Source organism: Salmonella sp. 32100201201700099SM, assembly GCF_017572645.1.
GTDB classification, from domain to species: Bacteria; Pseudomonadota; Gammaproteobacteria; order Enterobacterales; family Enterobacteriaceae; genus Salmonella; species Salmonella enterica.
In genome coordinates this window covers 93,131-115,702 of sequence record NZ_JAGERQ010000012.1, presented here as the reverse complement: position 1 = coordinate 115,702, position 22,572 = coordinate 93,131, and the positions used below count along the sequence as shown (strand labels likewise).

At 45.6% G+C, this 22,572-nt stretch carries 24 protein-coding genes and 2 pseudogenes; 10 read left to right on the top strand and 16 right to left on the bottom strand.

Annotated features, from left to right (window positions below; genetic code table 11):
• Positions 1-152 precede the first annotated feature (152 nt).
• The 4 genes and pseudogenes from J4685_RS18510 to J4685_RS18495 all read left to right on the top strand — a co-directional run bounded on the left by J4685_RS18510 (position 153) and on the right by J4685_RS18495 (position 4,917).
• Positions 153-1,355, top strand: a complete 1,203-nt coding sequence (locus J4685_RS18510) for a PcfJ domain-containing protein (protein WP_000141047.1) — start codon at positions 153-155, stop codon at positions 1,353-1,355.
• A pseudogene (locus J4685_RS18505) lies at positions 1,355-2,072 on the top strand (DUF1266 domain-containing protein). Before J4685_RS18510 ends, J4685_RS18505 begins: the two are co-directional and overlap by 1 nt.
• Positions 2,073-2,082: 10 nt before the next feature.
• Positions 2,083-4,194 carry a DUF4034 domain-containing protein gene (locus tag J4685_RS18500; protein ID WP_000434248.1) on the top strand — a complete coding sequence of 704 codons (2,112 nt, stop codon included), beginning with the start codon at positions 2,083-2,085 and terminating at the stop codon, positions 4,192-4,194.
• A 39-nt stretch (positions 4,195-4,233) separates the two neighbouring features.
• Positions 4,234-4,917, top strand: a complete 684-nt coding sequence (locus tag J4685_RS18495; protein WP_011233000.1) for a tetratricopeptide repeat protein — start codon at positions 4,234-4,236, stop codon at positions 4,915-4,917.
• Positions 4,918-5,047: 130 nt separating this feature from the next.
• On the opposite strand, the gene J4685_RS18490 is transcribed toward J4685_RS18495, so the two are convergent.
• From J4685_RS18490 to J4685_RS18435, 12 genes are all read right to left on the bottom strand, one after another.
• The gene (locus tag J4685_RS18490) at positions 5,048-5,776 is read right to left on the bottom strand and encodes a hypothetical protein (protein WP_012532499.1); all 729 of its coding nucleotides are present in this window, start codon (positions 5,774-5,776) and stop codon (positions 5,048-5,050) included.
• Between the two features lie 111 nt (positions 5,777-5,887).
• On the bottom strand, positions 5,888-6,331 hold the full coding sequence (locus J4685_RS18485; protein ID WP_000871135.1) for a hypothetical protein: 444 nt from the start codon (positions 6,329-6,331) through the stop codon (positions 5,888-5,890).
• A gap of 100 nt (positions 6,332-6,431) precedes the next feature.
• Entirely contained in the window at positions 6,432-6,896 is a 465-nt protein-coding gene (locus tag J4685_RS18480) for a hypothetical protein (protein WP_011232998.1), read from the bottom strand.
• Positions 6,897-6,963: 67 nt separating this feature from the next.
• Positions 6,964-7,434, bottom strand: a complete 471-nt coding sequence (locus J4685_RS18475; RefSeq protein WP_000680121.1) for an XAC2610-related protein — start codon at positions 7,432-7,434, stop codon at positions 6,964-6,966.
• A 118-nt stretch (positions 7,435-7,552) separates the two neighbouring features.
• Positions 7,553-8,155 (bottom strand): hypothetical protein, encoded by a 603-nt coding sequence (locus tag J4685_RS18470; protein WP_000277221.1) that lies wholly within the window; start codon positions 8,153-8,155, stop codon positions 7,553-7,555.
• A gap of 68 nt (positions 8,156-8,223) precedes the next feature.
• Positions 8,224-8,652, bottom strand: a complete 429-nt coding sequence (locus tag J4685_RS18465; protein WP_000701950.1) for a hypothetical protein — start codon at positions 8,650-8,652, stop codon at positions 8,224-8,226.
• Positions 8,653-8,719: 67 nt separating this feature from the next.
• Positions 8,720-9,256: a hypothetical protein gene (locus J4685_RS18460; protein WP_000916514.1), complete on the bottom strand. Its 537-nt coding sequence runs from the start codon at positions 9,254-9,256 to the stop codon at positions 8,720-8,722.
• A 73-nt stretch (positions 9,257-9,329) separates the two neighbouring features.
• Positions 9,330-9,830, bottom strand: a complete 501-nt coding sequence (locus tag J4685_RS18455) for a contact-dependent growth inhibition system immunity protein (protein WP_000142762.1) — start codon at positions 9,828-9,830, stop codon at positions 9,330-9,332.
• Between the two features lie 129 nt (positions 9,831-9,959).
• Positions 9,960-10,262: a hypothetical protein gene (locus tag J4685_RS18450; RefSeq protein ID WP_000873939.1), complete on the bottom strand. Its 303-nt coding sequence runs from the start codon at positions 10,260-10,262 to the stop codon at positions 9,960-9,962.
• A 9-nt stretch (positions 10,263-10,271) separates the two neighbouring features.
• The gene (locus tag J4685_RS18445) at positions 10,272-10,634 is read right to left on the bottom strand and encodes a DUF4329 domain-containing protein (protein WP_001747579.1); all 363 of its coding nucleotides are present in this window, start codon (positions 10,632-10,634) and stop codon (positions 10,272-10,274) included.
• Positions 10,635-11,070: 436 nt separating this feature from the next.
• A complete protein-coding gene (locus J4685_RS18440) occupies positions 11,071-11,490 on the bottom strand; it encodes a hypothetical protein (protein ID WP_000502179.1) in 420 nt (139 codons plus the stop codon).
• A gap of 655 nt (positions 11,491-12,145) precedes the next feature.
• A complete protein-coding gene (locus tag J4685_RS18435) occupies positions 12,146-12,763 on the bottom strand; it encodes a hypothetical protein (protein WP_000977166.1) in 618 nt (205 codons plus the stop codon).
• A 163-nt stretch (positions 12,764-12,926) separates the two neighbouring features.
• Here J4685_RS18435 and yegQ point away from each other — a divergent pair, with 163 nt between their 5' ends.
• Together yegQ and J4685_RS18425 are read left to right on the top strand one after the other, a co-directional pair.
• Positions 12,927-14,288 carry a tRNA 5-hydroxyuridine modification protein YegQ gene (yegQ, locus tag J4685_RS18430; protein ID WP_011232993.1) on the top strand — a complete coding sequence of 454 codons (1,362 nt, stop codon included), beginning with the start codon at positions 12,927-12,929 and terminating at the stop codon, positions 14,286-14,288.
• A 427-nt stretch (positions 14,289-14,715) separates the two neighbouring features.
• Positions 14,716-14,895, top strand: a pseudogene (locus J4685_RS18425) (non-LEE encoded effector protein NleB); the annotation flags it as partial.
• Between the two features lie 9 nt (positions 14,896-14,904).
• On the opposite strand, the gene J4685_RS18420 reads toward J4685_RS18425, so the two are convergent.
• Together J4685_RS18420 and steD are read right to left on the bottom strand one after the other, a co-directional pair.
• Entirely contained in the window at positions 14,905-15,321 is a 417-nt protein-coding gene (locus tag J4685_RS18420) for a CesT family type III secretion system chaperone (RefSeq protein ID WP_000287291.1), read from the bottom strand.
• 121 nt (positions 15,322-15,442) lie between these two features.
• Positions 15,443-15,778: a type III secretion system effector SteD gene (gene steD / locus J4685_RS18415; protein WP_011232991.1), complete on the bottom strand. Its 336-nt coding sequence runs from the start codon at positions 15,776-15,778 to the stop codon at positions 15,443-15,445.
• 564 nt (positions 15,779-16,342) lie between these two features.
• Here steD and yegS point away from each other — a divergent pair.
• Positions 16,343-17,242 carry a lipid kinase YegS gene (yegS, locus tag J4685_RS18410; RefSeq protein ID WP_001273395.1) on the top strand — a complete coding sequence of 300 codons (900 nt, stop codon included), beginning with the start codon at positions 16,343-16,345 and terminating at the stop codon, positions 17,240-17,242.
• 52 nt (positions 17,243-17,294) lie between these two features.
• On the opposite strand, the gene fbaB is transcribed toward yegS, so the two are convergent.
• Positions 17,295-18,347 carry a class I fructose-bisphosphate aldolase gene (fbaB, locus tag J4685_RS18405; RefSeq protein WP_000129590.1) on the bottom strand — a complete coding sequence of 351 codons (1,053 nt, stop codon included), beginning with the start codon at positions 18,345-18,347 and terminating at the stop codon, positions 17,295-17,297.
• A 253-nt stretch (positions 18,348-18,600) separates the two neighbouring features.
• On the opposite strand from fbaB, the gene J4685_RS18400 reads away from it, so the two are divergent.
• The 3 genes from J4685_RS18400 to J4685_RS18390 are packed head-to-tail and all read left to right on the top strand — an operon-like array spanning position 18,601 to position 21,835.
• Positions 18,601-19,872: a nucleoside permease gene (locus tag J4685_RS18400; protein ID WP_000858689.1), complete on the top strand. Its 1,272-nt coding sequence runs from the start codon at positions 18,601-18,603 to the stop codon at positions 19,870-19,872.
• Entirely contained in the window at positions 19,869-20,873 is a 1,005-nt protein-coding gene (locus tag J4685_RS18395; protein WP_000642788.1) for an ADP-ribosylglycohydrolase family protein, read from the top strand. Before J4685_RS18400 ends, J4685_RS18395 begins: the two co-directional genes overlap by 4 nt.
• Complete coding sequence (locus J4685_RS18390; protein ID WP_001012649.1) at positions 20,870-21,835, top strand: PfkB family carbohydrate kinase; 966 nt, start codon at positions 20,870-20,872, stop codon at positions 21,833-21,835. Before J4685_RS18395 ends, J4685_RS18390 begins: the two co-directional genes overlap by 4 nt.
• On the opposite strand, the gene J4685_RS18385 is transcribed toward J4685_RS18390, so the two are convergent.
• Positions 21,809-22,555 carry a GntR family transcriptional regulator gene (locus tag J4685_RS18385; protein ID WP_000434062.1) on the bottom strand — a complete coding sequence of 249 codons (747 nt, stop codon included), beginning with the start codon at positions 22,553-22,555 and terminating at the stop codon, positions 21,809-21,811. The two genes, J4685_RS18390 and J4685_RS18385, sit on opposite strands and share 27 nt — an antisense overlap.
• Between the last annotated feature and the right edge of the window lie 17 nt (positions 22,556-22,572).

The window sequence follows — 22,572 nt, the reverse complement described above, 5'->3', positions numbered from 1 at the left end:
ACGAACGCGATCGGGGACAATAAATTATTTGGCCGCTCTTTTTAGTTTACCGATATACTGTGAGTAGTTTTTTAAACTTATTGCGCATTAATTCATTAAGTGAATCTAAAAATACATAAACATAATACCAGCTTAATTATACATGGATTTTTATGACAGAAACGTCATCTCACCGCTATAAACCACGCAATATAATAAATGCGCCAAATGTAAAATCGTCTATTTTTTCCCGGAGCCAACAACGCGGCGACAGCGAAATTATCCAGCGCTGGTTAAGCAACCATTTTTATCGTTGGATCATTGGTGACTTTCCTCACGTTTATCCTGTGCGCTCCGTCGCCGATTATGCCGTTTATTTTAGCGCTGATGCAGAAATCCCCGCCTGGCTGGCGCCAAAGCTGGGTGGCGATGAGCGCTTTTACTACCTTAACGTTCAGCACCCGCAACTTGTGGCAATGGAAAGAGATTTAGTGGAATTTCTTTCGCGGCAGGAAGGAACGCGGCTGGAAACTAAACTACAGCGCATCAACTGCTTTACCGTGCTGGCAATGCGCGAAGCGGAGCATCAAAAAATGCAGCGCCTGCGTGAACAAGGTTGGTATCCCTCCAACAGCGAGGCGCTAAAACCGGTGATGGCGGTGAATAACGGTGTACTGGTTGAGCTTGATGCAACAAACCCCGGCCTGCGCAGTGAGATGGCGTATGAATCCTGGCATATGCAACACTGCGTCGGAGATTTTGATAATAAAGGCGAGCTTTCCGGCGGCTACGGCGATTACTACGCCCGGCAAATGGAACAACAAAAACTTCGCCTGTTCAGCCTGCGCGACGACAATAATATTCCCCACGTCACAATAAGCCTGGTGGTTGGTAATAACGGCCTGAGTATTGATCAGATTAAAGGTAAGCAAAATCGCCATCCTATTAAGAAATATGCTAACGATGTTTTATCTCTATTACGCCATCTGCAACCACTTCCTGAGCGCCACGCCGATTGTGAAGGGATGGGAATAGTTTATGAATCGACGCCGGAATATTCAGATTGGAAATTTATTACTCATATTCATGACCTCAATTTTCTGCTCAATGTGTTGCATGACAATTTTCATTTAATGGAGCACTTCCCCACTCCCCCGGTAGCTTTACAGTGGCTGCTGCTGCACAGCGCCCCGGAGGCACTGCGCTACCTTCAGGTTGTTGATCCTAACGTGGCGACGGCTGCGGAAATGCTGTTTCCACGACATGAATGGCACCCTACGCTTGCCGGGAAAAACACCAGTAGCGAACCTTTCGAAATTGAAAGCCTGACGCTACAAACCACGCGTTACCTTCCTGTCATCAAGGAGGTGCAATAATGTTCTGGATTGTTCTTATTATTGCCGCCCTATTTTTTAGCTGGCGCAACTACAAAAAAAAACAAACCGCTGATTGCGGCCCGTATCGCCGAGGAGAAAGAAAAAGATCGTCTGAAGGATCTGCGTCGCGATACCCGACGGCGGCAATGGGCGCTGGCGCTAGCTGATATCCTCGCCCGGCGCAACGGGCTACCGATCAAAGGCGTTGAGCTGGTCTTCAAACTTGACGATGACAAACGCCGCTATCTGGCGCAGCAAGTAAAAAAAGAGCTGGGCTTGAGCGAAAACCTCGACGGCGCGGCGTTACGCCACAAGGTTGAGGATATCTTACGCCGCTGGCCTGCGGGCATCGGCAGCTCGCCGCGCACGTTTTATCATCATCTGGCGGCCCAGGGCCAGGTCCGCGACGCGCTGGCCTTCGACTGTATGCGCACCGCCTTTCTGACCCGCTGTATCGCCGGGCTCGACTGGTGCGACGTACATCAGGCCTGGCTGGTGTTATTACTTAACGCCCAGCGCGCTCAGGACTGTTTTGATTCCTGGGAGGATTACGCCACCGCCTACGTTCGCGCCCGCCGGGTATGGCTCACGCTACGTGACACGCCAACAGCGCTTGCCGGACGGGATTTACAGGAAGCCACCCATTATTTGCAAGACCCGGTCAGCCGCTGGCGACAACTGCCGTGGAATGAATTCAAAATTTTCGAGCCGATTTAAAGGACTATTTATGGAACAGGATGATCGTCTGCTCAACGCTATGTTTGAGATGTGCAACCACAAAAATCCCCTCAATGACGGGCAACGCGAATGGCATATCGCCGATATTCCCGGCCTGCTGCGCGAAGAACGCTATGACGAACTGGACGAACGCTACAACCAGGCGCTGACGGAGAGCCTTACCAGCCGCGAAGCGGAAAAGCGCTATTTCTTCGCCTGGAATCAAATGGACAACCCTTTTTACGATATGGACACGCTGGTTGAGGCTGGGCCGCAAGGATTAGCGCTGATCAAAAAGTGGCAGCGCGCTCGTCCCCGCTCCACTCACGCCTGGCTTGCCGAGGCGCAATACTGGAATCACCGTGCGTGGCTTTACCGCAGCTATGGCTGGGCGAGAGAAACCACCCGAGCGATGTGGATCTGCGCCGCCGCCTGCAACGAACGGATGGTCATCGCCGCGCTCAATGCTATCGACTGTGAACCGCGCCAGTGGATGGCGGCGGCCCTGACCAGCACCAACTCAAAAGTCTTCGGCCAGCCCGACTGGCTGGTTGAGTTCCTCGTGGGCGCGGATGTTGCCGGGCAGCCATTAATGGAAGATCTGGCTGAATATCATCGCCATTCACCGCAGGAGGTGGACGCGCTGATGGCCCATTCCGGGCTGTCGTTTGCCGATGCGGTTTGCCCAAATTTGCCGCGCCCGTCCGTGCTGCCGGAGTGCAATGACGATGCCGGGCAAAAATACTGGCTCGCCGTCTGCCTGGCTATTTTCCCGACGGCATTTTACGTGCTGGATGAATATATCCCGTTTCGTATGCCACGCTGGAGAGGGTCTCACGAGGAAATCCGCGAATTTCTGGAATCAAGCGTATGCGATCACCTTTCTGCCGCAGAACGTGAACATCTGGAGCTATTGATCTGGTGGGACGATCACCGCGATCTGCGCATCAAAGAGGTTGACTCCCCGGCAGAACAGGAACGTATTATCGCCAAAGCCGAAGAGATTAGCCTGCGAGCGCATATTCAGGAATCTCGCCACAACGCGCTGGAGTGGCTGCGGGTCTGCTATAGCGATCTGGACGATAATGACGCGCTCTGGCGAACCCTTCAGCGTTCGATCGTGGAAAAAGTTAAGCTCAACAATTACTTCTTTGATGACACGATAAAGTTCGCCCTGCGCGATTTTCCTGACACCTGGTGGATGTATAATTTTCTCTGTCAGAATGCGCAGCAAACGGAATTCACAGTGCCGAAAATCCGTCGTGGCTACTTTCAGTACGCCGGGTTATTGGGTTTCGAAAAGGATGAGGCGCAAGGCCTCGCCTGGCTCGATAGCGTCGCCGACATTCAATATAACCATAACTGGCGGGCGGCGATTAAAAATTTCAACTGGTTCGGGCTCCCGGAACATTTCGTGCCGCTGGCAGAGCTGGGCGCACAAAGAAATATACCCGCCGCGCTAAACCTGCTGGGCCTTGAACACAATAATAAAGAGAACAACGGCCTACTACCTTACGATCCTGCCATCGCGTTAGGGTATTTTCAGCGCGCGGCGGAGATTTTGCACCGGCAGTTAGCGCTGCGCGAGAGCACCCCGTACAAATTAATAGATAACGGAGGCTATACCGACTATGAAAATGACCTGCAAAATATTCATTTCAGCATCGGCATCTGCAACCAGCGTCTGAGTAAACAAGAACTTGATACCGAAAATCGTTCCGCTTATGAAAAAGAACTGCTCGATAATCTCTGGTTGGCGCATCAGTACGGGCATAAAGAGGCCTGGGGCTTGTTCCTGCTGAATATTTTTGAAGTGAAGGATATTACGCTGGCGCATAAGCATCTGGAACTGGTGCAACAAGAGGCCAACAAAGGCACGCTACATGCTATGGTGACCCTATCGCGCCTGCACGGTAATAAACACGATCGAACGCTGTTTAATATGAAGCTAAGCGCACGCTGGGCGCATTTTGCCTTCACGCTTTACCCGGATAATGAAATCGTTATGGACTGCCTGGACCACCTGCATTTCGATTCTTTCTGGAAACGCTTTCGTTTCGCCTGGTATACCGTCCGCATCCCGAATTCAGAGCTGCCGGGACAGGTCAACTCAATGGTGTAATGGACTGATAATACAAAAAAATCTCTATTTCTTTGCGCCCTGCTTCTACTCTGCGCCACCGCCAGGGCTGAAATTACGGAGCAGCAGTTCGAGGCCGACTGCGCAAAAATTCCAGTTTTTGCCAGCCAGGGCGAACAGCTTTACAAGACCCAAAAGTATGCCAAAGCGCGCGACGCTTTTGAACAGCAGGCCGCATGGAGCGAAAGCTGCGCCCTTGACGACAACGCCATCGCGACGGCCTACAACAACGTGGCGCTAACCTGGATACGTGAAGGCGAATGGCGTAAAGCCCGCGCCTGGCTGATGCTAAGGCCGAATGATAGCAAGTCGATCTACAACCTGAAACTTATCAAAGATAAGCTATCGGCCCTGCCGCCACCGGTTTTTGCGGCGGGTGAATACTGGCGCTATGCCGGGCGCGCCTCCTGGAACGTGCTTAGCGTGAAGGCATTACCCACCCCATCGCGCTATCAGGTTAATTTTCAGGGTTACTGGTTCGGTTTAATGGGGATCTACTTCGGCCCCAATATCGGCGAGTTCTTCGCAGCGGTAACGCTGGAAAACGATAAAACCATCGTGGCGCTTCGGGAAGGCGATGACATTCACTGTGACATTTCACTGGCTTTTTCTTCTGAAACCATTGATGCCAGTACCGATACGTTTGTGGACTGCGGTTTTGGCGCAAATGTCCGCGCCGACGGGCACTATCTGCGCGTTGAATAAATCTGGCGCGGAAACTGAAATTTTATGATTAACCTAAGCTCAGTTGAAATTAACAATTTATTTATAATTCTCATAACGTTCCTCATTCTTTCCTGATATCCATATTACCTTAACACCTCCATTACAATTATTAATGTCGTAAGCATGGTATATTTAACGCTCGCTTCTTTTTTTCACCCTGTGATACTTCATTTCTGGATATCAATTTGAACCGACCATTTTCCATTTGATATTGTTCCTTTATATAAATCTGAGGCGCCTGAGCTTTAAACTTTATAGTTACAAGATGACCATCTTTGCTGTCCTCATACCACCTATATATAACATAACTATCAATGCTTATTGTGTAATCCTGACGAATGACAAAATCAGAAAAACGCACGATATCTTCATAAGCAAAAAAGCTACTAAGCAATAAAGCATCCACCAGGTTTCCTTTTACATCGTAACTATTTATTTGCACATTAAGCAATGACGTATCAGACTCTCCAATTTTATTATAAATTATCAATTTGTAAGTATTACCATCATGTTCAAAGTACCCTAATTCATAATAAAGGACACCATCACCAATATACGGAGAAAGAAAATTCTCACCTTTTACCGGCACCTTAATTTCCTGTTGATTAAATAAGTTAGTTTTCTCTTTATATTCACTTGGTAATTTTAACTCCATTATATTATCATCGGAATTAATATCTTTATAATAACAAGCCAATTGTGCAAACTGCGTAGAATCAACAGGTAGAAGCAACGCCTTACTCTTTTGATTATTACAACCAACACTTGTTAAAATAATGCCAAACAATATGGCCGAACGCAGTAAACATAAAGAAAAAGTTAATCTATAACTATTCATAGTCGGCAGTAATATTGGGTTATATGTAGAAAACTATATAATAAAATATTGTCATCATGCATTATTGTATTTTTCAATTAAAAAACTCATGATATGATTGCTAAATAAGCGTCAATTATTAAGATATTGATACTGAGAAGACATGTACGGTAAAATATAAACAGCTGCATCGTGCAGCTTCTTACATAGATCTTTACTATCAATGTGGCAATGAGATGCTGAATAATCCCTCACTATTTCAACATCTTTCACATCGAGTATTTCTCCAATATGATCAACAACATAATCGCCAAGGGCTGGCTTTCTTTTGACAAGCGCAGATAACTCATTCAATTCTCCCCATCTATCCACTAACAATCTGATAATTTTTTCTGACGTGCCTTCCCGGAGGTAGCCCACATCACATTGACTATGTCGGGAATAAAAGTCATCGACAGCTTTCCATGATGCAAGAGAGTCTAACGCCATATCCGCTTTATCAAAGTCTTGTTGTGAACAGTCTTCAGCATAAACATTAGAAAAAGAAAAAACTAAAACCATAATTATCCACTTCATCTAAAGTACATTCTCATCGATTGATTAATTCCATATCCAGTCTGCTCATTATGAAGCATCACATAGCCGTAATTAATGAAAAACATTCACCCAACCCCAATCAATTAATCACATGCCATTTAACCTTGAATGAGCGATATATTTCTTTATAATTATTAAATAAGGATGAATCGCCTCTACCAATGAAAACAAACATTATTTTTGTTGGCAATACTATCGCTGCCTGAAAGCACTGGTCTATATGATACCCAGCATCATCTTTGTACCTACATGAAACGATTGCACTCATGCCAGTAAATTTTGGCGTAATATTTACATCAGCTAAAACAGGGACGCCATCAGTAACGGCCTCCCATTCTCCATCATCATTCTTTGTAAAAAAAGAATTTTTATTCGTTGCCACATCTGTGCATACATAAAGATAACTGAACAAATTTATATGATTTTTACTAATCAATAAACAATCATCTTTTTTATTAGCTACCCATCTGGCAGGAATATTTATCGTTGCGTTTTTAAAATGAATATTTTTATAATTTTCTTCACCATAAGTAGAACTAACCAATAAGCATCCCAAAAAGAATAAAATAACTCTCAATTAATCATCTCCTGAAATAAAAGACCACCACTTGTCACTTTAATTTATTCTCGTCAACAAAAACATTAGTAATACATCTCTGCGCCTCATTATGAGAATAATACAGACTAATAAGCTCTCTTTTCTTCTTATTCAGATTTAGATTTATAAAATCATCGCCACACGATGGTTTTATTTCTTTAAAGTCAGCCACTTTCTCAGAATAGAGAAAAACCCTATATATATCATAAATTCCCATACCATCATCTGTATACCAAATCACAAAATCTTCTTTACCATCAAAATTATAATCACTATATTTAACATGGATATTATTTTCCGTATCGACATCATAATATCCTCTCTTTGCCACACGATCACTACCTGTAATTTCATACTCAACTTTTTTATTATCCACCCAAGTGATTGATGCTTTTATTCCCTTTGTAACATTAAATTCAAGAGAAGTAGCCAAAAATATAAATGGAGAAGAAATTCCAAAAAGGATTAGAAAAAAATGCTTCATATGTTTCAATTACCCCCTCCCATATCAGACAGGATTATTAAATCCTCTGCTACATGCTGCAAAAGCGACATTAAACGACTCATCATCCATGGTGTTAAAAAGCTTTCGTAAGGTCTCACTAATTACTTTGGCTATCGTTAAAACAAGAATGTGTAGATGGATGCATTCTGTGCCAATCCCCTTTTTTATTAACTTGATATCCATAAGGCACAAACATAATACCATGCTCAGTAACTTTCCGTAATAATTCCACCTCATAAGATATTTCATTATAAGTAAAAAAGAACAAAAAATAGTCATCAGTAGGTTCCAGTGTATCTTCATTGAATTTGGTTCTAAGATACTCGTTAGAAAGTTTATGCTGCATGAAATGAAAAAATTCTTTATTATCCATCTGGCTTAATTTTGATAACTCTGGAAATTTCTTTATCGCATCTCGAATTGCAAAGTGTAATATTACAATAATCCCCGCATCATTTATATTATTAACTGGATGATGCTTAAGATTTAAAAGATAAAAATCATCTATTTTAATATATTGTGATGTGCTGAGCCATCTACTGGCATCAAACCATTTACGTTTATTCGGATAGTCGAGGTCATTTTCACTATCAGAAATAACAAGGATTGCCATTTGTTGTTGTGATTTATGCATATACCACCCACCGCCGAAAAATATAATAATAAGCATAATCACTAATGTTACTACCTTTTTATACATCTGATATATCTCATTCATTTCGGGTGAAATAGAATAGATTTGAGACTTAATTAAACATTTTATTTAAGTTAATTATCCTCATTTCCAATATTTCTTTCAGAAATTATTTTGCGTAAAAACACACTCAATTCTTTTGAATGATAAAAATCGATACAGTCATATATAACCATGTTTACAGATGCCAAATCACCATAAGCCTGTCTGGGCTTATAAAAATCCCCCGTTTTATTTTCTATAAATAAAGCTAAGACATTATCTTTATTCCGATAAAAAGCAAGACCTATATCCAAATCGATAAATCCTCTTGTATTATCTTTTAAAGGTAGCTTAGTAAAAACAACGCCCATTTTTTCATAATTTTTTTCAATACACTCAGCAAGTGAAAATTTTTTATACTCACTAAGAAGTTCTTTAGAAATGCTTTTTTCTGAATTCGCATAACCTGACGACCATCCCAGAAAAAATAGCATGAGAAATAATATAAATCTAATTTTCATAGTTTCACTTCCCAGAGATATAACACATTTATCAACACAGTCATTATGCACCAATTATCCGAGAACTTCATTTACTCAAATCTAATCGATAAATTTTATAATTTTTAGTGTCAGGCAATTTATTAAATGTTTGAGCCTCATCTCCACGGCTATCATAGATAATATACTTACCACGCCATTCCCCAACACTATTATTATTTTTAATAATAATTAACGTATGATCTTCACCAAACCAGACAGACTCTGGAATATTTCTTTCCGCAAAACAAAAGCCATTGGGTTTATAGCTTCTCTCAGCACTGGCACTCAAACCCGTTATCAAACAGCCTTTCATATAAGGAGCGCCGTAATTCAGCGCAAAAATGAGGGAATGATGGATACATTTTGAGAGGATAATGTCCCCAGAATAGATACTACCATCAAGAAATGCGCTAACAATAACATTGTCAAAGATTAAGTATGGCGTACTACCATCAACAGTGCTCAATGAAATTAATTTAACTTTATTACCTTCCTCCAACTTACAATCTTTTATATTTTTAATATCCATAGGTAAGCAATAACAGGGAAAAAACATCAAAAAAAGCATAACCATTTTTAACATCAATCAGACCTTACAACAATTGTAAATTTATTGTCTTATTTCTATCAAACATAAATAACCTATCATCAGGCTATTAATCACAACATTCAAATGCCTGTCTCAATGCACTTCCAATTTTCTCTGGTTCGCTGGTAACAGGCAATCTAATTACATCTTTGTCATGTCCGGCCCAGCTCCACCCTTCAAGTTTAGTATGTCGAGTAGGTTGTATCTTAATAATATTATTCACGCATATAATTGAGCAATACTTCATGTTTTTAAATAATGCACGCCTGGTTCTATAATTATATTTTGCCATCAATACAGTGACCCACTCATCATACTCCACCTGTGTTTTCTCTAAAGAAAGATACTCTTCACTCTCTTCTGAGGTGTAAGTTCTGCTATTTTTTAATGCTTGTAATAATTCATGGCTGATACAAACATCATCCGAATCGATAGATAATAACTGACAAGGGCAATCAGGATCTGAAGAATAGCGACCCAATCCTGAATAAGTTTCTAAAGATAAAAACTTATCTGTCAGGTTAGCACCCGCGTGATACTCTTTATTTACATCAAATATAAATGTCATTTTCCTGCTCCTGTAACAACTACTGTCACACCTTTCGTTGAACCATAGTCAATAGCTCGCTGTACTTGTTCCATTTGCTCGGGGTAACACCAGAGAATATTCACTAATTACTCAACAATTTATATCATTTCATTTGCTATAATTTTTGTTTATTTTTTCAATTTTAAAATCTTTTTTTGAAATTATATAAATAATTTGCTCCATACCGCCACCACGGGTTTCTTCCAGATGAGATTTACAATAGAATGCGATTTTAATATTTTCATCATCATCCTGTATCATGGTATTAAATAAGCCCCAGTTTGTATGCTCTCTAAAATGTGAAAAAGCAACATTCATAGTTTTTGTTTGTACTTCATCTAAAAAAACAAGTTTTTCACTCATACATCTTAACGGAATTAGAAAAATAAATGCAAAAATAATATATTTCATTTCATTCCCTCAGTTTTTTCCAGTTCCAGGGGTAAACTTATAATATTTATTATCTGGAGTCCCCAAAAAGCCAGTATAATCAGGATTACCTATACCATCACTTGCAATCCCAGAAATTTCTTGCGGTGAAAAATGTAAAGAGTCATATGCCTCATATTGAGGTGATACTGGATTCCCCTTTAGATCAGAGTAAAAGCCATGTGTATGATAATCACCAACCTTAGTCGAGCCAAAAGGACAAGAGCTATTTGACGGAGAAAAACCAACCAAGCTTCCCTGCTTAGCTTCAGTTGCAATACATTTATTACTATAGGTTTTACAGACTAACCCGCCATATTCTCTATTCTTTATAATTGATGTGCTATTACACATTTTTATGGCAAAAAGCGCATATAGTGTGATTTATTTATCTTTAAAATACGCATATCTGCAAGACAAAAATTCACAAAAAAGCACAGAACAAAAGACAATATTGTTTTCTTTATATACTCCCCTAACCTTCAGTCCTACCAATTACTGCACAAACCATCAGCAAAAGAGAATCCGTGAATTTGTACTCGATTTTACATTATTGTCGATAGTCAGGAATTATTGATATATAATTCAGAAAAATTTGACAAATTCGTTTCAGAATGACCTTGCTTTTATGTGAACTTCATTCATTTTTCAAACCGTCTCATATAATGTTTTCATGCAAATTTTCTTGTCATACACATTGAAAACATATAACAAAAATATGTTCACGACATATCCAATTAATATTTCATACCATCATCAACTTCATCATCATAATTTATGAAATATAGAATTATTTTAGTGTGATACGTTTGAGTGGCAACCACTCACCAGGCTGAGAATATGAAAACATTTTCCCTTTTATATAATATGCTTTTCCTTTATTGCTTATCTCAAATTGCGGTGATGGATATGGACATGCATTTTCCTCGTCGCCGTTATAGTATAATGCCAAAACACCAGAATTGATTTTTAAAGAGTAGTCACCAATGCATGTTATCCCCGCATGCCAGGTTGTCATAGATAAAGAAGCACGATTATTTTTACTATCTATCTTTAAATTATATTGTAAAAAAACCTGACTCCCATCATTTAACTGCTCGCCAAGTTCCTCGACTCTAAAGTTACCATCCCATTGGGTTTGAGTCATCGCAAAAGAATTTGCGCTCCATAAGCAAGAAAAAATAAATAGATACTTTATAAAATCGCCCATACCACTAACCCCTGATTTAATATATAGAAGGTATCAATTCAGTATTCAGCATTGTCACACTATACACAAAATCACTCAAGTTGCATCAAGGCGGTAAGGATTTGCTATTGCGCAATGCGTAAAAAACATCAAGAAAAATATATTTTTCATAATAAAATCTACTAATAAGTATCTTCAATGGATTTCATCTTATCAATACGTATTTATCATTTTCTGTTCAACCTCAACCTGATTTCCTCTTAGTACTGAGTATCGTCTGCGATCGTTAATTCTACCTCTGATGTTATCTCGTTAAAAAATAACGCTACCGCCATACCCTGGTTTACAAACCTGCACACCCTAAGATTACTCTCTTATCTGCATTAAGAATATCACTGTGTTTTTTTCGGAATATATAAAGATTCCCCATAGTGGATACATAACGTGAGCCAAAGTTAGTCAAAGACGGGATCACTGACGCTATAATAAGTCAAATGACCTTTTGTATTTTCTTTAATGCATGTTGCCGAGGTGATTTCACCTTTATTTTTTAGTGAATTAGTTTCATATTCAGGAAATGCTTTATTTAAATTCTGAATATTGAGGGGTACCATAACATCCTGATAGCAGAAAGATATAAATAAGCAGCCATTTACCCTGATTAAACATATATGCCTCACGCACTACAATCTTCCGTGACCAAATCCAGCAGCGTTAAACTCCACCCTTTGCCCAAGCCATGAAGCTCGCTCAGATGAAAAATCAAACCATCACCCCATTTTTTCGGCACTGCCACCACTCGCTCTGATTGCAGCTCAAGCCGCCTGGCGTTTGCTATACGGGTATCAGACGCCTGATCCCCATTATCCGCTCCATTCACCATGCTAAACGTCAGCAGCGCATTATCAGAACCGGTATAGCTGACAAAAAAACCGGCGTGATCCCATCCCTTTTCACAAACGTACTCAACCTCCGTGTGGTGATCAAATTCCTTATCCACAGGAATATGCTCTGAAAACCAACCTACCTGCCCCAACAGGTAGTTAAAACCGGGTATCGGCTTATTAATATCAAAACTTTTCATCCACTCATAATCATGCCCAGCCCCAATTCGGTACAGCACATACATCCCAACTTTTTTATCAATCAGGGCATTAATTTTCGCGTTGTCTCGCTGCTGAAAAGCGATAATCACCTGTCTTGCCGTCTCTTCAAACGACGGAGCGGCACAAACGGGATGCGCGACCATTCCCAGCAGACTCAACGCGATGGCCGTGCGGCTCATTTTCATCATTGGCTCTCCATTAACATCCGGTGTTCTATTAGCGCCAATATACTCTCGCAATATTTACTCGGCCTGTCCGTAAGCGTACAATGCCCGCCCTTAAAGTGAGGACTCTCCTCCAGCCGCCTCATCAGGTGAAGCGGATCTGACCTGTCATCAGAACGAGAAAATGATGTTTAAACCAGAACTCCTTTCGCCGGCGGGAACGCTGAAAAATATGCGTTACGCTTTCGCTTACGGTGCCGATGCCGTCTATGCGGGCCAACCGCGCTACTCTTTACGCGTGCGTAATAACGAATTCAATCACGAAAATTTGCAGCTTGGCATCAACGAAGCCCACGCGCTCGGAAAAAAATTCTACGTGGTGGTGAACATCGCCCCGCATAACGCCAAGCTCAAAACCTTTATCCGTGACCTGAAACCCGTCGTCGAGATGGGCCCGGATGCGCTGATCATGTCCGATCCAGGGTTGATTATGCTGGTACGCGAGCACTTCCCGGCAATGCCGATTCACCTGTCGGTACAGGCTAATGCCGTAAACTGGGCGACGGTAAAATTCTGGCAGCAGATGGGGCTGACCCGTGTGATTCTCTCCCGCGAGCTGTCGCTGGAAGAGATTGAGGAAATTCGCCAGCAGGTGCCGGATATGGAAATAGAAATTTTCGTCCACGGCGCGCTATGCATGGCCTATTCCGGCCGCTGCCTGCTTTCCGGCTACATCAATAAACGCGATCCGAATCAGGGCACCTGCACCAATGCCTGCCGTTGGGAATATAACGTGCAGGAAGGAAAAGAAGACGTTGTCGGCAACATCGTGCATAAGCACGAACCGATTCCGGTACAGAACGTTGAGCCGACGCTCGGTATCGGCGCGCCGACGGATAAAGTGTTTATGATAGAAGAGGCCCAAAGACCGGGCGAATACATGACCGCGTTCGAAGACGAGCATGGCACCTATATCATGAACTCAAAAGATTTGCGCGCTATCGCCCACGTGGAGCGCCTGACAAAAATGGGCGTCCACTCGCTGAAAATCGAAGGCCGCACCAAATCCTTTTATTACTGCGCCCGTACCGCGCAGGTCTACCGTAAGGCCATCGACGACGCCGCCGCGGGTAAACCCTTCGACCCTACGCTGCTGGAAACGCTGGAAGGTCTGGCTCATCGCGGCTATACCGAAGGTTTCCTGCGTCGCCATACGCACGACGATTACCAGAATTACGAGTACGGGTACTCCGTTTCCGAACGCCAGCAATTTGTCGGCGAGTTCACCGGCGAGCGTAAAGGCCAACTGGCGGCCGTGACGGTGAAGAATAAATTCTCCGTTGGCGATAGTCTGGAGCTGATGACACCGCAGGGAAATATCAATTTCACCCTGGAACAGATGGAGAACGCCAAAGGCGACGCTATGCCGGTGGCGCCTGGCGATGGCTATACCGTCTGGATGCCCGTCCCGCAGGACGTTACGCTGGATTACGCACTATTGATGCGTAATTTCTCAGGCGAATCAACGCGTAACCCCCATGCTAAGTAGTTAATTGCGGTTATTTTTTCATGGCGGGAAGATTCTTAGAAATTGATCACATACCGCTTCGCTCAATGCGGGTATTATTCAACGCGCTGAAAAACATAACCCATAACCTCCTTGGCCTGCGTAATCTCCCTTACGCAGGCTTATTTTTTGCGTATAATCAATAAAAAAGTGGTACTTCCCGCCATATCCAAAATTGACCACACTAACCAAAGCGCAAATGGGCGCTTAGGTTTACAGACCTCCCCTATTCATGGCCAGCCAGCAAGTCACAATCCTCCCGCATCCGGTCAGACTCAGGACTTAGCATTCTGACGTTTACGTTTAACATCAGTGAATTAAATCAATAACTGCTTTGTAAGCACTTACACAAAAAGTTTCCAGGTTATTAAATTAAGGTTAAAAACTGATAATTTAAGCGTGTAAAAATATGGCACGTTTTAATGCCGCTTTTACAAGGATTAAAATAATGTTTTCCCGGATTAGAGGTTTGATTTCATGTCAAAGTAATACTCAAACCATCGCACCTACGCTCAGTCCACCTTCATCAGGCCATGTAAGTTTTGCTGGAGTTGATTATCCTCTATTACCACCAGATCACCAAACACCCTTCCCACCGTCACGTATAATCGGTATCCAGATTTATTCCTTTATCCTGTAAAATGTGATACAGATTCTCCATTGATCTAATAACCACCTCAATTTCACATTCAAGTTTCTCTACAGAACTTTCATTGAGTGAGAAATTTAGAGCCAGTAATAATGATTGTGAGTTATTATCATAACACAAATGTGGTCCATTATTCTCTGCAAACCATAAATTAGAATTGAGAAATTCAAAAGCAAGATTATTATTATCCGGAGGTCTTCCGCAAAAACCGTATATCATTATATACTCACTGTTAGTGCTTGTTAGTAAGATACGGTAACGGTTATCTATAATAAATGAGCATAATCTGTTTTCGTCAAAGGCAATTGAATCGGCATTTAATTTCAGTGAAAACTGTCTTAATAAGCGATCGGCTCTTGAATACATAACACCCCATACTCTATCTAAAGCGTTTCTATATAAGTCATAAGCCTCTGGTCTGGACGCTTAACACCCCGTGTCATCTCCGGAATTCATCTTTTCCCTATGACTTGCTGTGTTTGCTCATTTATGGCCAGGCTGGCCGGGTTCTGACGCCATTTGCGCTAAGGTATAGTCCGGCGCATATTCCCATCATACCAATTCCCCCCAAGCCAAACGATGCGCCTAAAACCGTCAGAGCGGTAGTATATGCAGCACCACTACTGACACTGGCGACAGCCCCTGAGCATACCCCACTGAAAACACCTGTAAACAATGCCGTGGTTCCCAGGCACATTAAACATCTGGGTTTATTGCCGTAAGCGTTAAACTCAACGATTTCAGCTACCGGTTTTTCGTCATCACCCCGTTCAGAAGGGGGGAGCAATGGCGTTTGCGCATTCACGCCTGAAGTGACATTCATATAAACCTCTTCATGCACATGCCTGTTTATGTTTATGAGAAAAGCGATACCTCAGGCAACGGTACGACTATAAGACACCGCGCTAAGTCATCATCTAAATAGGTTTTATTTGATAACAAGAATAGTGTACTGCTAATAGTGCGTCTTGTTCCTGCCAAAGCAGTCTAAAGAACATTTCGATTTTATGCTATTAAAAAATATGTTTGGTAATAAATATCAGGTTTTTATCTGATATTGTGGTGTTTGAAATTAATACTGATAACTGACGTATGTTCGTCTTGTTAATCCTCCGTTTCGTTATTAAAGGCGCTATATCGGAAAGCGTCTGACTACCCCTTGTGGTTTCCTTGCACTCTCACAAGCGCTACTCAATGCGCATACCGGCATCTCTCTTGTCGCCATTTGCCTTAAACCATGCTTCGCTTACCGCTGCGTACAGCAGGAAGAAAAACGGTAAAGCAATAAGTGCGCAACGTTTCAATTTTCATCCTGTTCTGACCTCGCTTTTTCATTTCTGCTATACACTTTCTGGAGATTGTTGTTCAACCTATTAAGGCATAACGGATGGCTAACTTTCCCGCCAGCTTACTGATCCTCAATGGCAAAAGCGCTGATAACCAGCCGCTACGTGAGGCCATTACGCTACTTCGCGACGAAGGCATACAGATTCACGTTCGGGTAACTTGGGAAAAAGGCGACGCGCAGCGTTACGTTGATGAAGCCCGTAGACTGGGCGTTGAAACGGTGATTGCCGGCGGCGGAGACGGTACCATTAATGAAGTGTCTACCGCGCTCATCCAGATCCGCGACGGCGTAGCCCCCGCACTGGGCCTTTTGCCGCTCGGCACCGCCAACGATTTTGCCACCAGCGCCGGTATTCCTGAAGCGCTGGACAAAGCGCTGAAACTGGCGATTGCCGGAAACGCGATGGAAATTGATATGGCCAGGGTCAATGATAAAACCTGTTTTATCAATATGGCGACGGGCGGTTTTGGCACCCGCATTACCACCGAAACGCCGGAGAAACTCAAGGCCGCGTTGGGCGGCGTCTCCTATCTTATTCACGGTCTGATGAGAATGGATACGCTGACCCCTGACCGCTGCGAAATACGTGGCGAAAACTTTCACTGGCAGGGAGATGCGCTGGTGATCGGCATCGGCAACGGTCGTCAGGCCGGCGGCGGGCAGCAATTATGTCCTACCGCGCTGGTTAACGACGGGCTGTTACAGCTACGGATTTTTACCGGCGAAGAGCTGCTGCCGGCGCTGTTTTCCACACTCACGCAGTCAGATGACAATCCGAATATTATTGACGGCGCCTCGGCGTGGTTTGATATTCATGCGCCGCATGAAATCACTTTTAATCTGGATGGCGAACCACTCAGCGGACAAGAATTCCATATTGAGGTGCTGCCTGGCGCATTACGCTGTCGACTGCCACCAGACTGCCCGTTGCTACGTTAATAACACCTGCCGCTGGCCGGATGCGTTCACATCCGGCTTTTCTTCGTTGAACTCAGGCGATGGTGACTTTGCTATCCAGATAGACATCCTGTACGGCGTTAATCAACTTCACGCCATCAGCCATCGATTTCTTAAAGGCTTTACGTCCCAGAATTAGCCCCATTCCACCGGCTCGTTTGTTGATCACCGCGGTACGAACCGCGTCGCCGAGATCAGTGTCGCCGCCGTCCGCGCCGCCGGAGTTGATAAGCCCGGCGCGTCCCATATAGCAGTTCGCCAACTGGTAACGTACCAAATCGATCGGGTTATCGCTGGTCAGTTTGCTGTACACGCGGTCGTCGGTATAGCCGAAGTTGACCGCTTTATAACCGCCATTATTCTCGGCCATTTTCTGTTTCACGATATCCGCGCCAATCGTAGCGGCCAGATGGTTGGCTTGCCCCGTCAGGTCAGCGGATACATGGTAATCGACGCCGTCTTTTTTAAAGGAAGAATTACGCAGGTAAGCCCACAATACGGTCACCATACCCAGCTCATGCGCACGCTCAAAAGCGGCGGAGATCTCTTCAATCTGGCGACGAGACTGTTCCGAACCGAAATAGATCGTCGCGCCTACCGCCACGGCGCCCATATTGAACGCCTGCTCAACGCTGGCATACAGGGTCTGATCGTACTCTGTCGGATAGCTCAATGTTTCGTTGTGATTCAGTTTGACCAAAAACGGAATACGGTGCGCATAGCGCCGTGAAACCGAGGCCAGTACGCCGTAGGTAGAGGCCACGCAGTTACAGCCGGCCTCAATCGCCAATTCAACAATGTTTTTTGGGTCAAAGTAGCGCGGGTTGGCCGCAAAAGAGGCGCCGGCGGAGTGCTCCACTCCCTGATCGACGGGCAGTATCGAAAGGTATCCTGTTCCCGCCAGGCGTCCAGTATTATAGAGCGTCTGCATATTACGCAGAACGGCTGGTGGACGATTATTGTCAATCATCACCCGGTCAACGTAATCCTTGCCGGGTAGATAAAGCTGATCGGAAGGAATGGTCATACAACGATGCTGTAAAAGGCTGTCGGCGTCTTTGCCAAGCAACTGCGCAATATCAGTCATAGCTATGCTCCCGTAAGTTCCGATAGGGTATCGGAAGGTGAATAGTCCTGCCCCGCAGATTGCGGGTCGCAATAAGCCTGGTACTGACCGACTATTTTTGCCAACTTTAGCGCATTTTTTCGGCGCTATCTGCTGACTCGATTCACGTCAGAAAAAGTGTTAGATCGGTCAAAATTAATGCTCAATGGTATTTAAAAGGTATTATTAAATGGTATTATCATGGCGTACCTTACCTGTCATGAAGGATTCAAAAATGAAAACGACCTTTAAACTGTCGTTCATGATGTTCGTGGAGTGGTTTATCTGGGGCGCCTGGTTCGTCCCCCTGTGGCTATGGCTAAATAAAAGCGGGTTTTCCGCCGGTGAAATAGGCTGGTCTTATGCCTGTACCGCCATTGCGGCGATCCTGTCGCCGATTCTGGTCGGCTCCGTTACCGACCGTTTTTTCTCGGCGCAAAAAGTCCTGGCAGTACTGATGTTTGCAGGCGCCGTGCTGATGTATTTCGCGGCGCAGCAAACCACCTTTGCCGGATTCTTTCCGCTGCTTCTGGCCTATTCACTGACCTATATGCCGACCATCGCGCTGACAAACAGCATTGCCTTCGCTAACGTACCGGACGTTGAACGCGATTTTCCACGCATTCGCGTTATGGGTACCATTGGGTGGATAGCCTCCGGCCTCGCCTGTGGATTCCTGCCGCAAATGTTAGGCTATAACGATATTTCTCCCACCAACATTCCACTGCTAATAACCGCCGCAAGTTCAGCGTTGCTGGGCGTCTTTGCGTTCTGTCTGCCAGACACGCCGCCAAAAAGCACCGGCAAGATGGATATTAAAGTGATGCTGGGGCTGGATGCGCTGATCCTGCTGCGCGATAAAAACTTTCTCGTTTTCTTCTTCTGTTCCTTCCTGTTTGCGATGCCGCTGGCCTTCTACTACATCTTCGCTAACGGCTATCTGACGGAAGTGGGAATGAAGAACGCCACCGGCTGGATGACGCTCGGCCAGTTCTCTGAAATCTTCTTTATGCTGGCGCTGCCCTTTTTCACTAAGCGCTTTGGTATTAAAAAGGTATTATTGCTTGGTCTTGTTACCGCTGCGATCCGCTACGGCTTTTTTGTCTATGGCGGCGCGGAAACGTACTTCACTTACGCCCTGCTGTTCCTCGGTATTTTGCTGCACGGCGTAAGTTACGATTTCTACTACGTCACCGCCTACATTTATGTCGATAAAAAAGCGCCGGTTCATATGCGTACCGCTGCGCAAGGGCTTATCACCCTCTGCTGTCAGGGATTCGGCAGCCTGCTGGGCTATCGTCTCGGCGGCGTGATGATGGAAAAAATGTTTGCTTATCCGCAACCGGTTAACGGTCTGACATTCAACTGGGCGGGCATGTGGACGTTTGGCGCAGTGATGATTGCCGTCATCGCGCTACTGTTTATGATTTTCTTTCGCGAATCGGACAAAGAGATCACTGCTATTGACGATCGCGATATTGCGTCGACACAAGGGGAAGTAAAATGAAAGCAGAACGTATTCTCGGTGCTCTTTACGGGCAAGCGTTAGGGGATGCGATGGGAATGCCCTCTGAGCTGTGGCCGAGAACGCGCGTCAAAGCGCATTTCGGCTGGATTGACCGCTTTCTGCCCGGCCCAAAAGAAAATAATGCCGCCTGCTATTTTAACCGCGCGGAGTTTACGGACGATACCGCAATGGCGCTCTGCCTGGCCGACGCGCTACTCGAATGCGAAGGCAACATTGATCCCGAGATTATTGGACGTAACATCCTCGCCTGGGCGGAACGCTTTGATGCGTTCAATAAAAATGTACTCGGCCCGACGTCAAAAATTGCGCTGAATGCGATTCGCGACGGCAAACCCATCGCGGCGCTGGAAAATAACGGCGTGACTAACGGCGCGGCCATGCGCGTTTCGCCGTTGGGCTGCCTGTTGCCGCCAACTAACCTGACAGCCTTTATAGCAGAAGTAGCGTTAGCCTCCAGCCCGACGCATAAATCCGATCTGGCGGTGGCTGGCGCCGTGGTTGTCGCCTGGGCCGTCTCGCGAGCGGTTAACGGCGACACGTGGCAAAGTATTGCCGACTCGCTCCCCGCCATCGCCCATCAGGCGCAGACAGCGCGTATTACCACGTTTAGCGCCTCGCTATCGGCACGTCTGGAACTGGCGCTAAACATTGTCCGCCATGCCGACGGCGTCGAATCTGCCAGCGAACAGCTCTATCAGATCATCGGCGCGGGAACCAGCACCATTGAATCGGTTCCCTGCGCTATCGCCATGGTGGAACTGGCGAATACCGATCCTAACCGCTGTGCCGTGCTGTGCGCTAACCTCGGCGGCGATACCGACACTATCGGCGCGATGGCCACCGCCATTTGCGGCGCGTTGCACGGGGTAAGCGCCATTAACCCCCAGTTAAAGCAAACGCTGGACGAGGTTAATCAGCTGAATTTTGCGCGCTATGCTGTTGCGCTGGCGAGTTATCGTCAACGGCGGGAGGCACTATGAACGGCGCACGGTTGCTGACATTATTACCGACCCTGCATACCCGGCGTCCGCTCACCGTTATCGGCGCGGCAGTGATCGATATCATTGCCGACGCCTGGACGTTGCCGCGTCGCGGAGGCGATATTGAACTGCAACAACAGAGCGTCAATGTCGGCGGCTGTGCGCTGAATATTGCCGTGGCGTTGAAACAACTGGGGATTGACGCCAGCAATGCGCTGCCGCTGGGCCAGGGCGTGTGGGCGGAGAGGATTCGCCGCCGTCTGGCAAAAGAGGGATTATCCAGCGTGATTGACGCGGTTGAAGGAGATAACGGCTGGTGTCTGGCGTTAGTCGAACCGGATGGCGAACGCACGTTTATGTCTTTTAGCGGCGTGGAAAACCAGTGGAATGCAGACTGGTTGTCGCAGCTCAGGACACCGCGGGGCAGTCTTGTCTACCTGTCCGGCTATCAACTGGCCTCGTCCTGTGGCGAACCAATGATCCAGTGGCTGGAAACCGTCGACGATGTCACGCCTTTTATCGATTTTGGCCCACGAATCGGTGATATTACAGACGATGTAATGGCGCGCATTATGGCCTGCCGACCCATCGTCTCCCTCAATCGCCAGGAAGCCATCATCGCCGCGGAACGCGCCGGACTTGCGACCGATACGCGCACTTTCGGCGAAGCATGGGTAAAACGCTTTTCCGCGCCGCTGTTGGTGCGCCATGATAAAGACGGAGCGTGGTATTTTAGCGCGCAATCTTCCGGCGTTGTGCCAGCGTTTCCGGCAACCGTGGTGGATACCATCGGCGCGGGCGACAGCCATGCTGGCGGCGTGCTGGCAGGACTGGCGTCAGGCTGGCCGCTCGCGGATGCCGTACTGCTGGGAAATGCGGTGGCAAGCTGGGTGGTCGGGCATCGCGGCGGCGACTGCGCGCCCACGCGCGAGGCGCTACTCCTCGCACACAAAAACGTATAGGTCGCTACGACAATAACTGATGCTGTATTCAATAGGCCGCTGCTGCTGATCGAGCGCCACCTGCTTAATCACCAGCACCGGCACTTTACCATCCATTTGAATATGCGACTGAAACTCATCATCCGGCATCCGGGCGCTGACGCGGGATCGGGTACGCTGAGGGTAAATGTGCTGGCGACGAAAATAGTCATACAACGAAATGCCAATCGCGTCGACATCATGAATCAGATGCGCGGGCACCCAGGACTCTTCAATCGATACCGCGTCCTCATCAACATAACGAATGCGTTTGAGTAAAAAGACGTCGCTGCCTGCGGGGATCGCCAGGTGCTGCGCGACCTCATCCGGACAACTTACCACGCGTTTGTTAACCCATAGCGTATCCGGTTTTTTGCCGCGCAAGACAACCTGCTGAGAAAATCCCCGCGCCTCTTTCAGGGAATATTCAAAGATATTATTGATTTGCGTACCGTAGCCGCGGGCGCGCGTGACAACCCCCTCTTCTTCCAGCGCCTGCATCGCTTTCCGTACCGTGATGCGCGAGACGCCGGTAAGCTGGCTGAGATCGCGTTCGCCAGGCAAAATATTACCGTGCTCAAGAATACCGCTGCGCACGGCATCCTTTACCGTCTGGGCGAATTTCATGTATAGCGGCGTATTATCCGCCGCTGAAATTCGTTCATTCAGTTGCGCGATGAGCCGGGTATGCGCTTGTTCCATTTATCTTTCCTGACGAC

Excerpts from the sequence above, each read along its gene's own strand:
- fbaB (WP_000129590.1), bottom strand. The coding sequence starts at position 18,347 with ATGACTGATATTGCGCAGTTGCTTGGCAAAGACGCCGACAGCCTTTTA.
- J4685_RS18460 (WP_000916514.1), bottom strand. The coding sequence starts at position 9,256 with ATGTTAAAAATGGTTATGCTTTTTTTGATGTTTTTTCCCTGTTATTGC.
- J4685_RS18485 (WP_000871135.1), bottom strand. The coding sequence starts at position 6,331 with ATGAAGTGGATAATTATGGTTTTAGTTTTTTCTTTTTCTAATGTTTAT.
- J4685_RS18385 (WP_000434062.1), bottom strand. The coding sequence starts at position 22,555 with ATGGAACAAGCGCATACCCGGCTCATCGCGCAACTGAATGAACGAATT.
- J4685_RS18500 (WP_000434248.1), top strand. The coding sequence starts at position 2,083 with ATGGAACAGGATGATCGTCTGCTCAACGCTATGTTTGAGATGTGCAAC.
- J4685_RS18420 (WP_000287291.1), bottom strand. The coding sequence starts at position 15,321 with ATGTATTCAAGAGCCGATCGCTTATTAAGACAGTTTTCACTGAAATTA.
- yegQ (WP_011232993.1), top strand. The coding sequence starts at position 12,927 with ATGTTTAAACCAGAACTCCTTTCGCCGGCGGGAACGCTGAAAAATATG.
- J4685_RS18400 (WP_000858689.1), top strand. The coding sequence starts at position 18,601 with ATGAAAACGACCTTTAAACTGTCGTTCATGATGTTCGTGGAGTGGTTT.
- J4685_RS18435 (WP_000977166.1), bottom strand. The coding sequence starts at position 12,763 with ATGATGAAAATGAGCCGCACGGCCATCGCGTTGAGTCTGCTGGGAATG.
- J4685_RS18470 (WP_000277221.1), bottom strand. The coding sequence starts at position 8,155 with ATGTATAAAAAGGTAGTAACATTAGTGATTATGCTTATTATTATATTT.
- yegS (WP_001273395.1), top strand. The coding sequence starts at position 16,343 with ATGGCTAACTTTCCCGCCAGCTTACTGATCCTCAATGGCAAAAGCGCT.
- J4685_RS18445 (WP_001747579.1), bottom strand. The coding sequence starts at position 10,634 with ATGTGTAATAGCACATCAATTATAAAGAATAGAGAATATGGCGGGTTA.
- J4685_RS18455 (WP_000142762.1), bottom strand. The coding sequence starts at position 9,830 with ATGACATTTATATTTGATGTAAATAAAGAGTATCACGCGGGTGCTAAC.
- J4685_RS18475 (WP_000680121.1), bottom strand. The coding sequence starts at position 7,434 with ATGAAGCATTTTTTTCTAATCCTTTTTGGAATTTCTTCTCCATTTATA.
- J4685_RS18465 (WP_000701950.1), bottom strand. The coding sequence starts at position 8,652 with ATGAAAATTAGATTTATATTATTTCTCATGCTATTTTTTCTGGGATGG.
- J4685_RS18390 (WP_001012649.1), top strand. The coding sequence starts at position 20,870 with ATGAACGGCGCACGGTTGCTGACATTATTACCGACCCTGCATACCCGG.
- J4685_RS18450 (WP_000873939.1), bottom strand. The coding sequence starts at position 10,262 with ATGAAATATATTATTTTTGCATTTATTTTTCTAATTCCGTTAAGATGT.
- J4685_RS18395 (WP_000642788.1), top strand. The coding sequence starts at position 19,869 with ATGAAAGCAGAACGTATTCTCGGTGCTCTTTACGGGCAAGCGTTAGGG.
- J4685_RS18490 (WP_012532499.1), bottom strand. The coding sequence starts at position 5,776 with ATGAATAGTTATAGATTAACTTTTTCTTTATGTTTACTGCGTTCGGCC.
- J4685_RS18440 (WP_000502179.1), bottom strand. The coding sequence starts at position 11,490 with ATGGGCGATTTTATAAAGTATCTATTTATTTTTTCTTGCTTATGGAGC.
- J4685_RS18510 (WP_000141047.1), top strand. The coding sequence starts at position 153 with ATGACAGAAACGTCATCTCACCGCTATAAACCACGCAATATAATAAAT.
- steD (WP_011232991.1), bottom strand. The coding sequence starts at position 15,778 with ATGAATGTCACTTCAGGCGTGAATGCGCAAACGCCATTGCTCCCCCCT.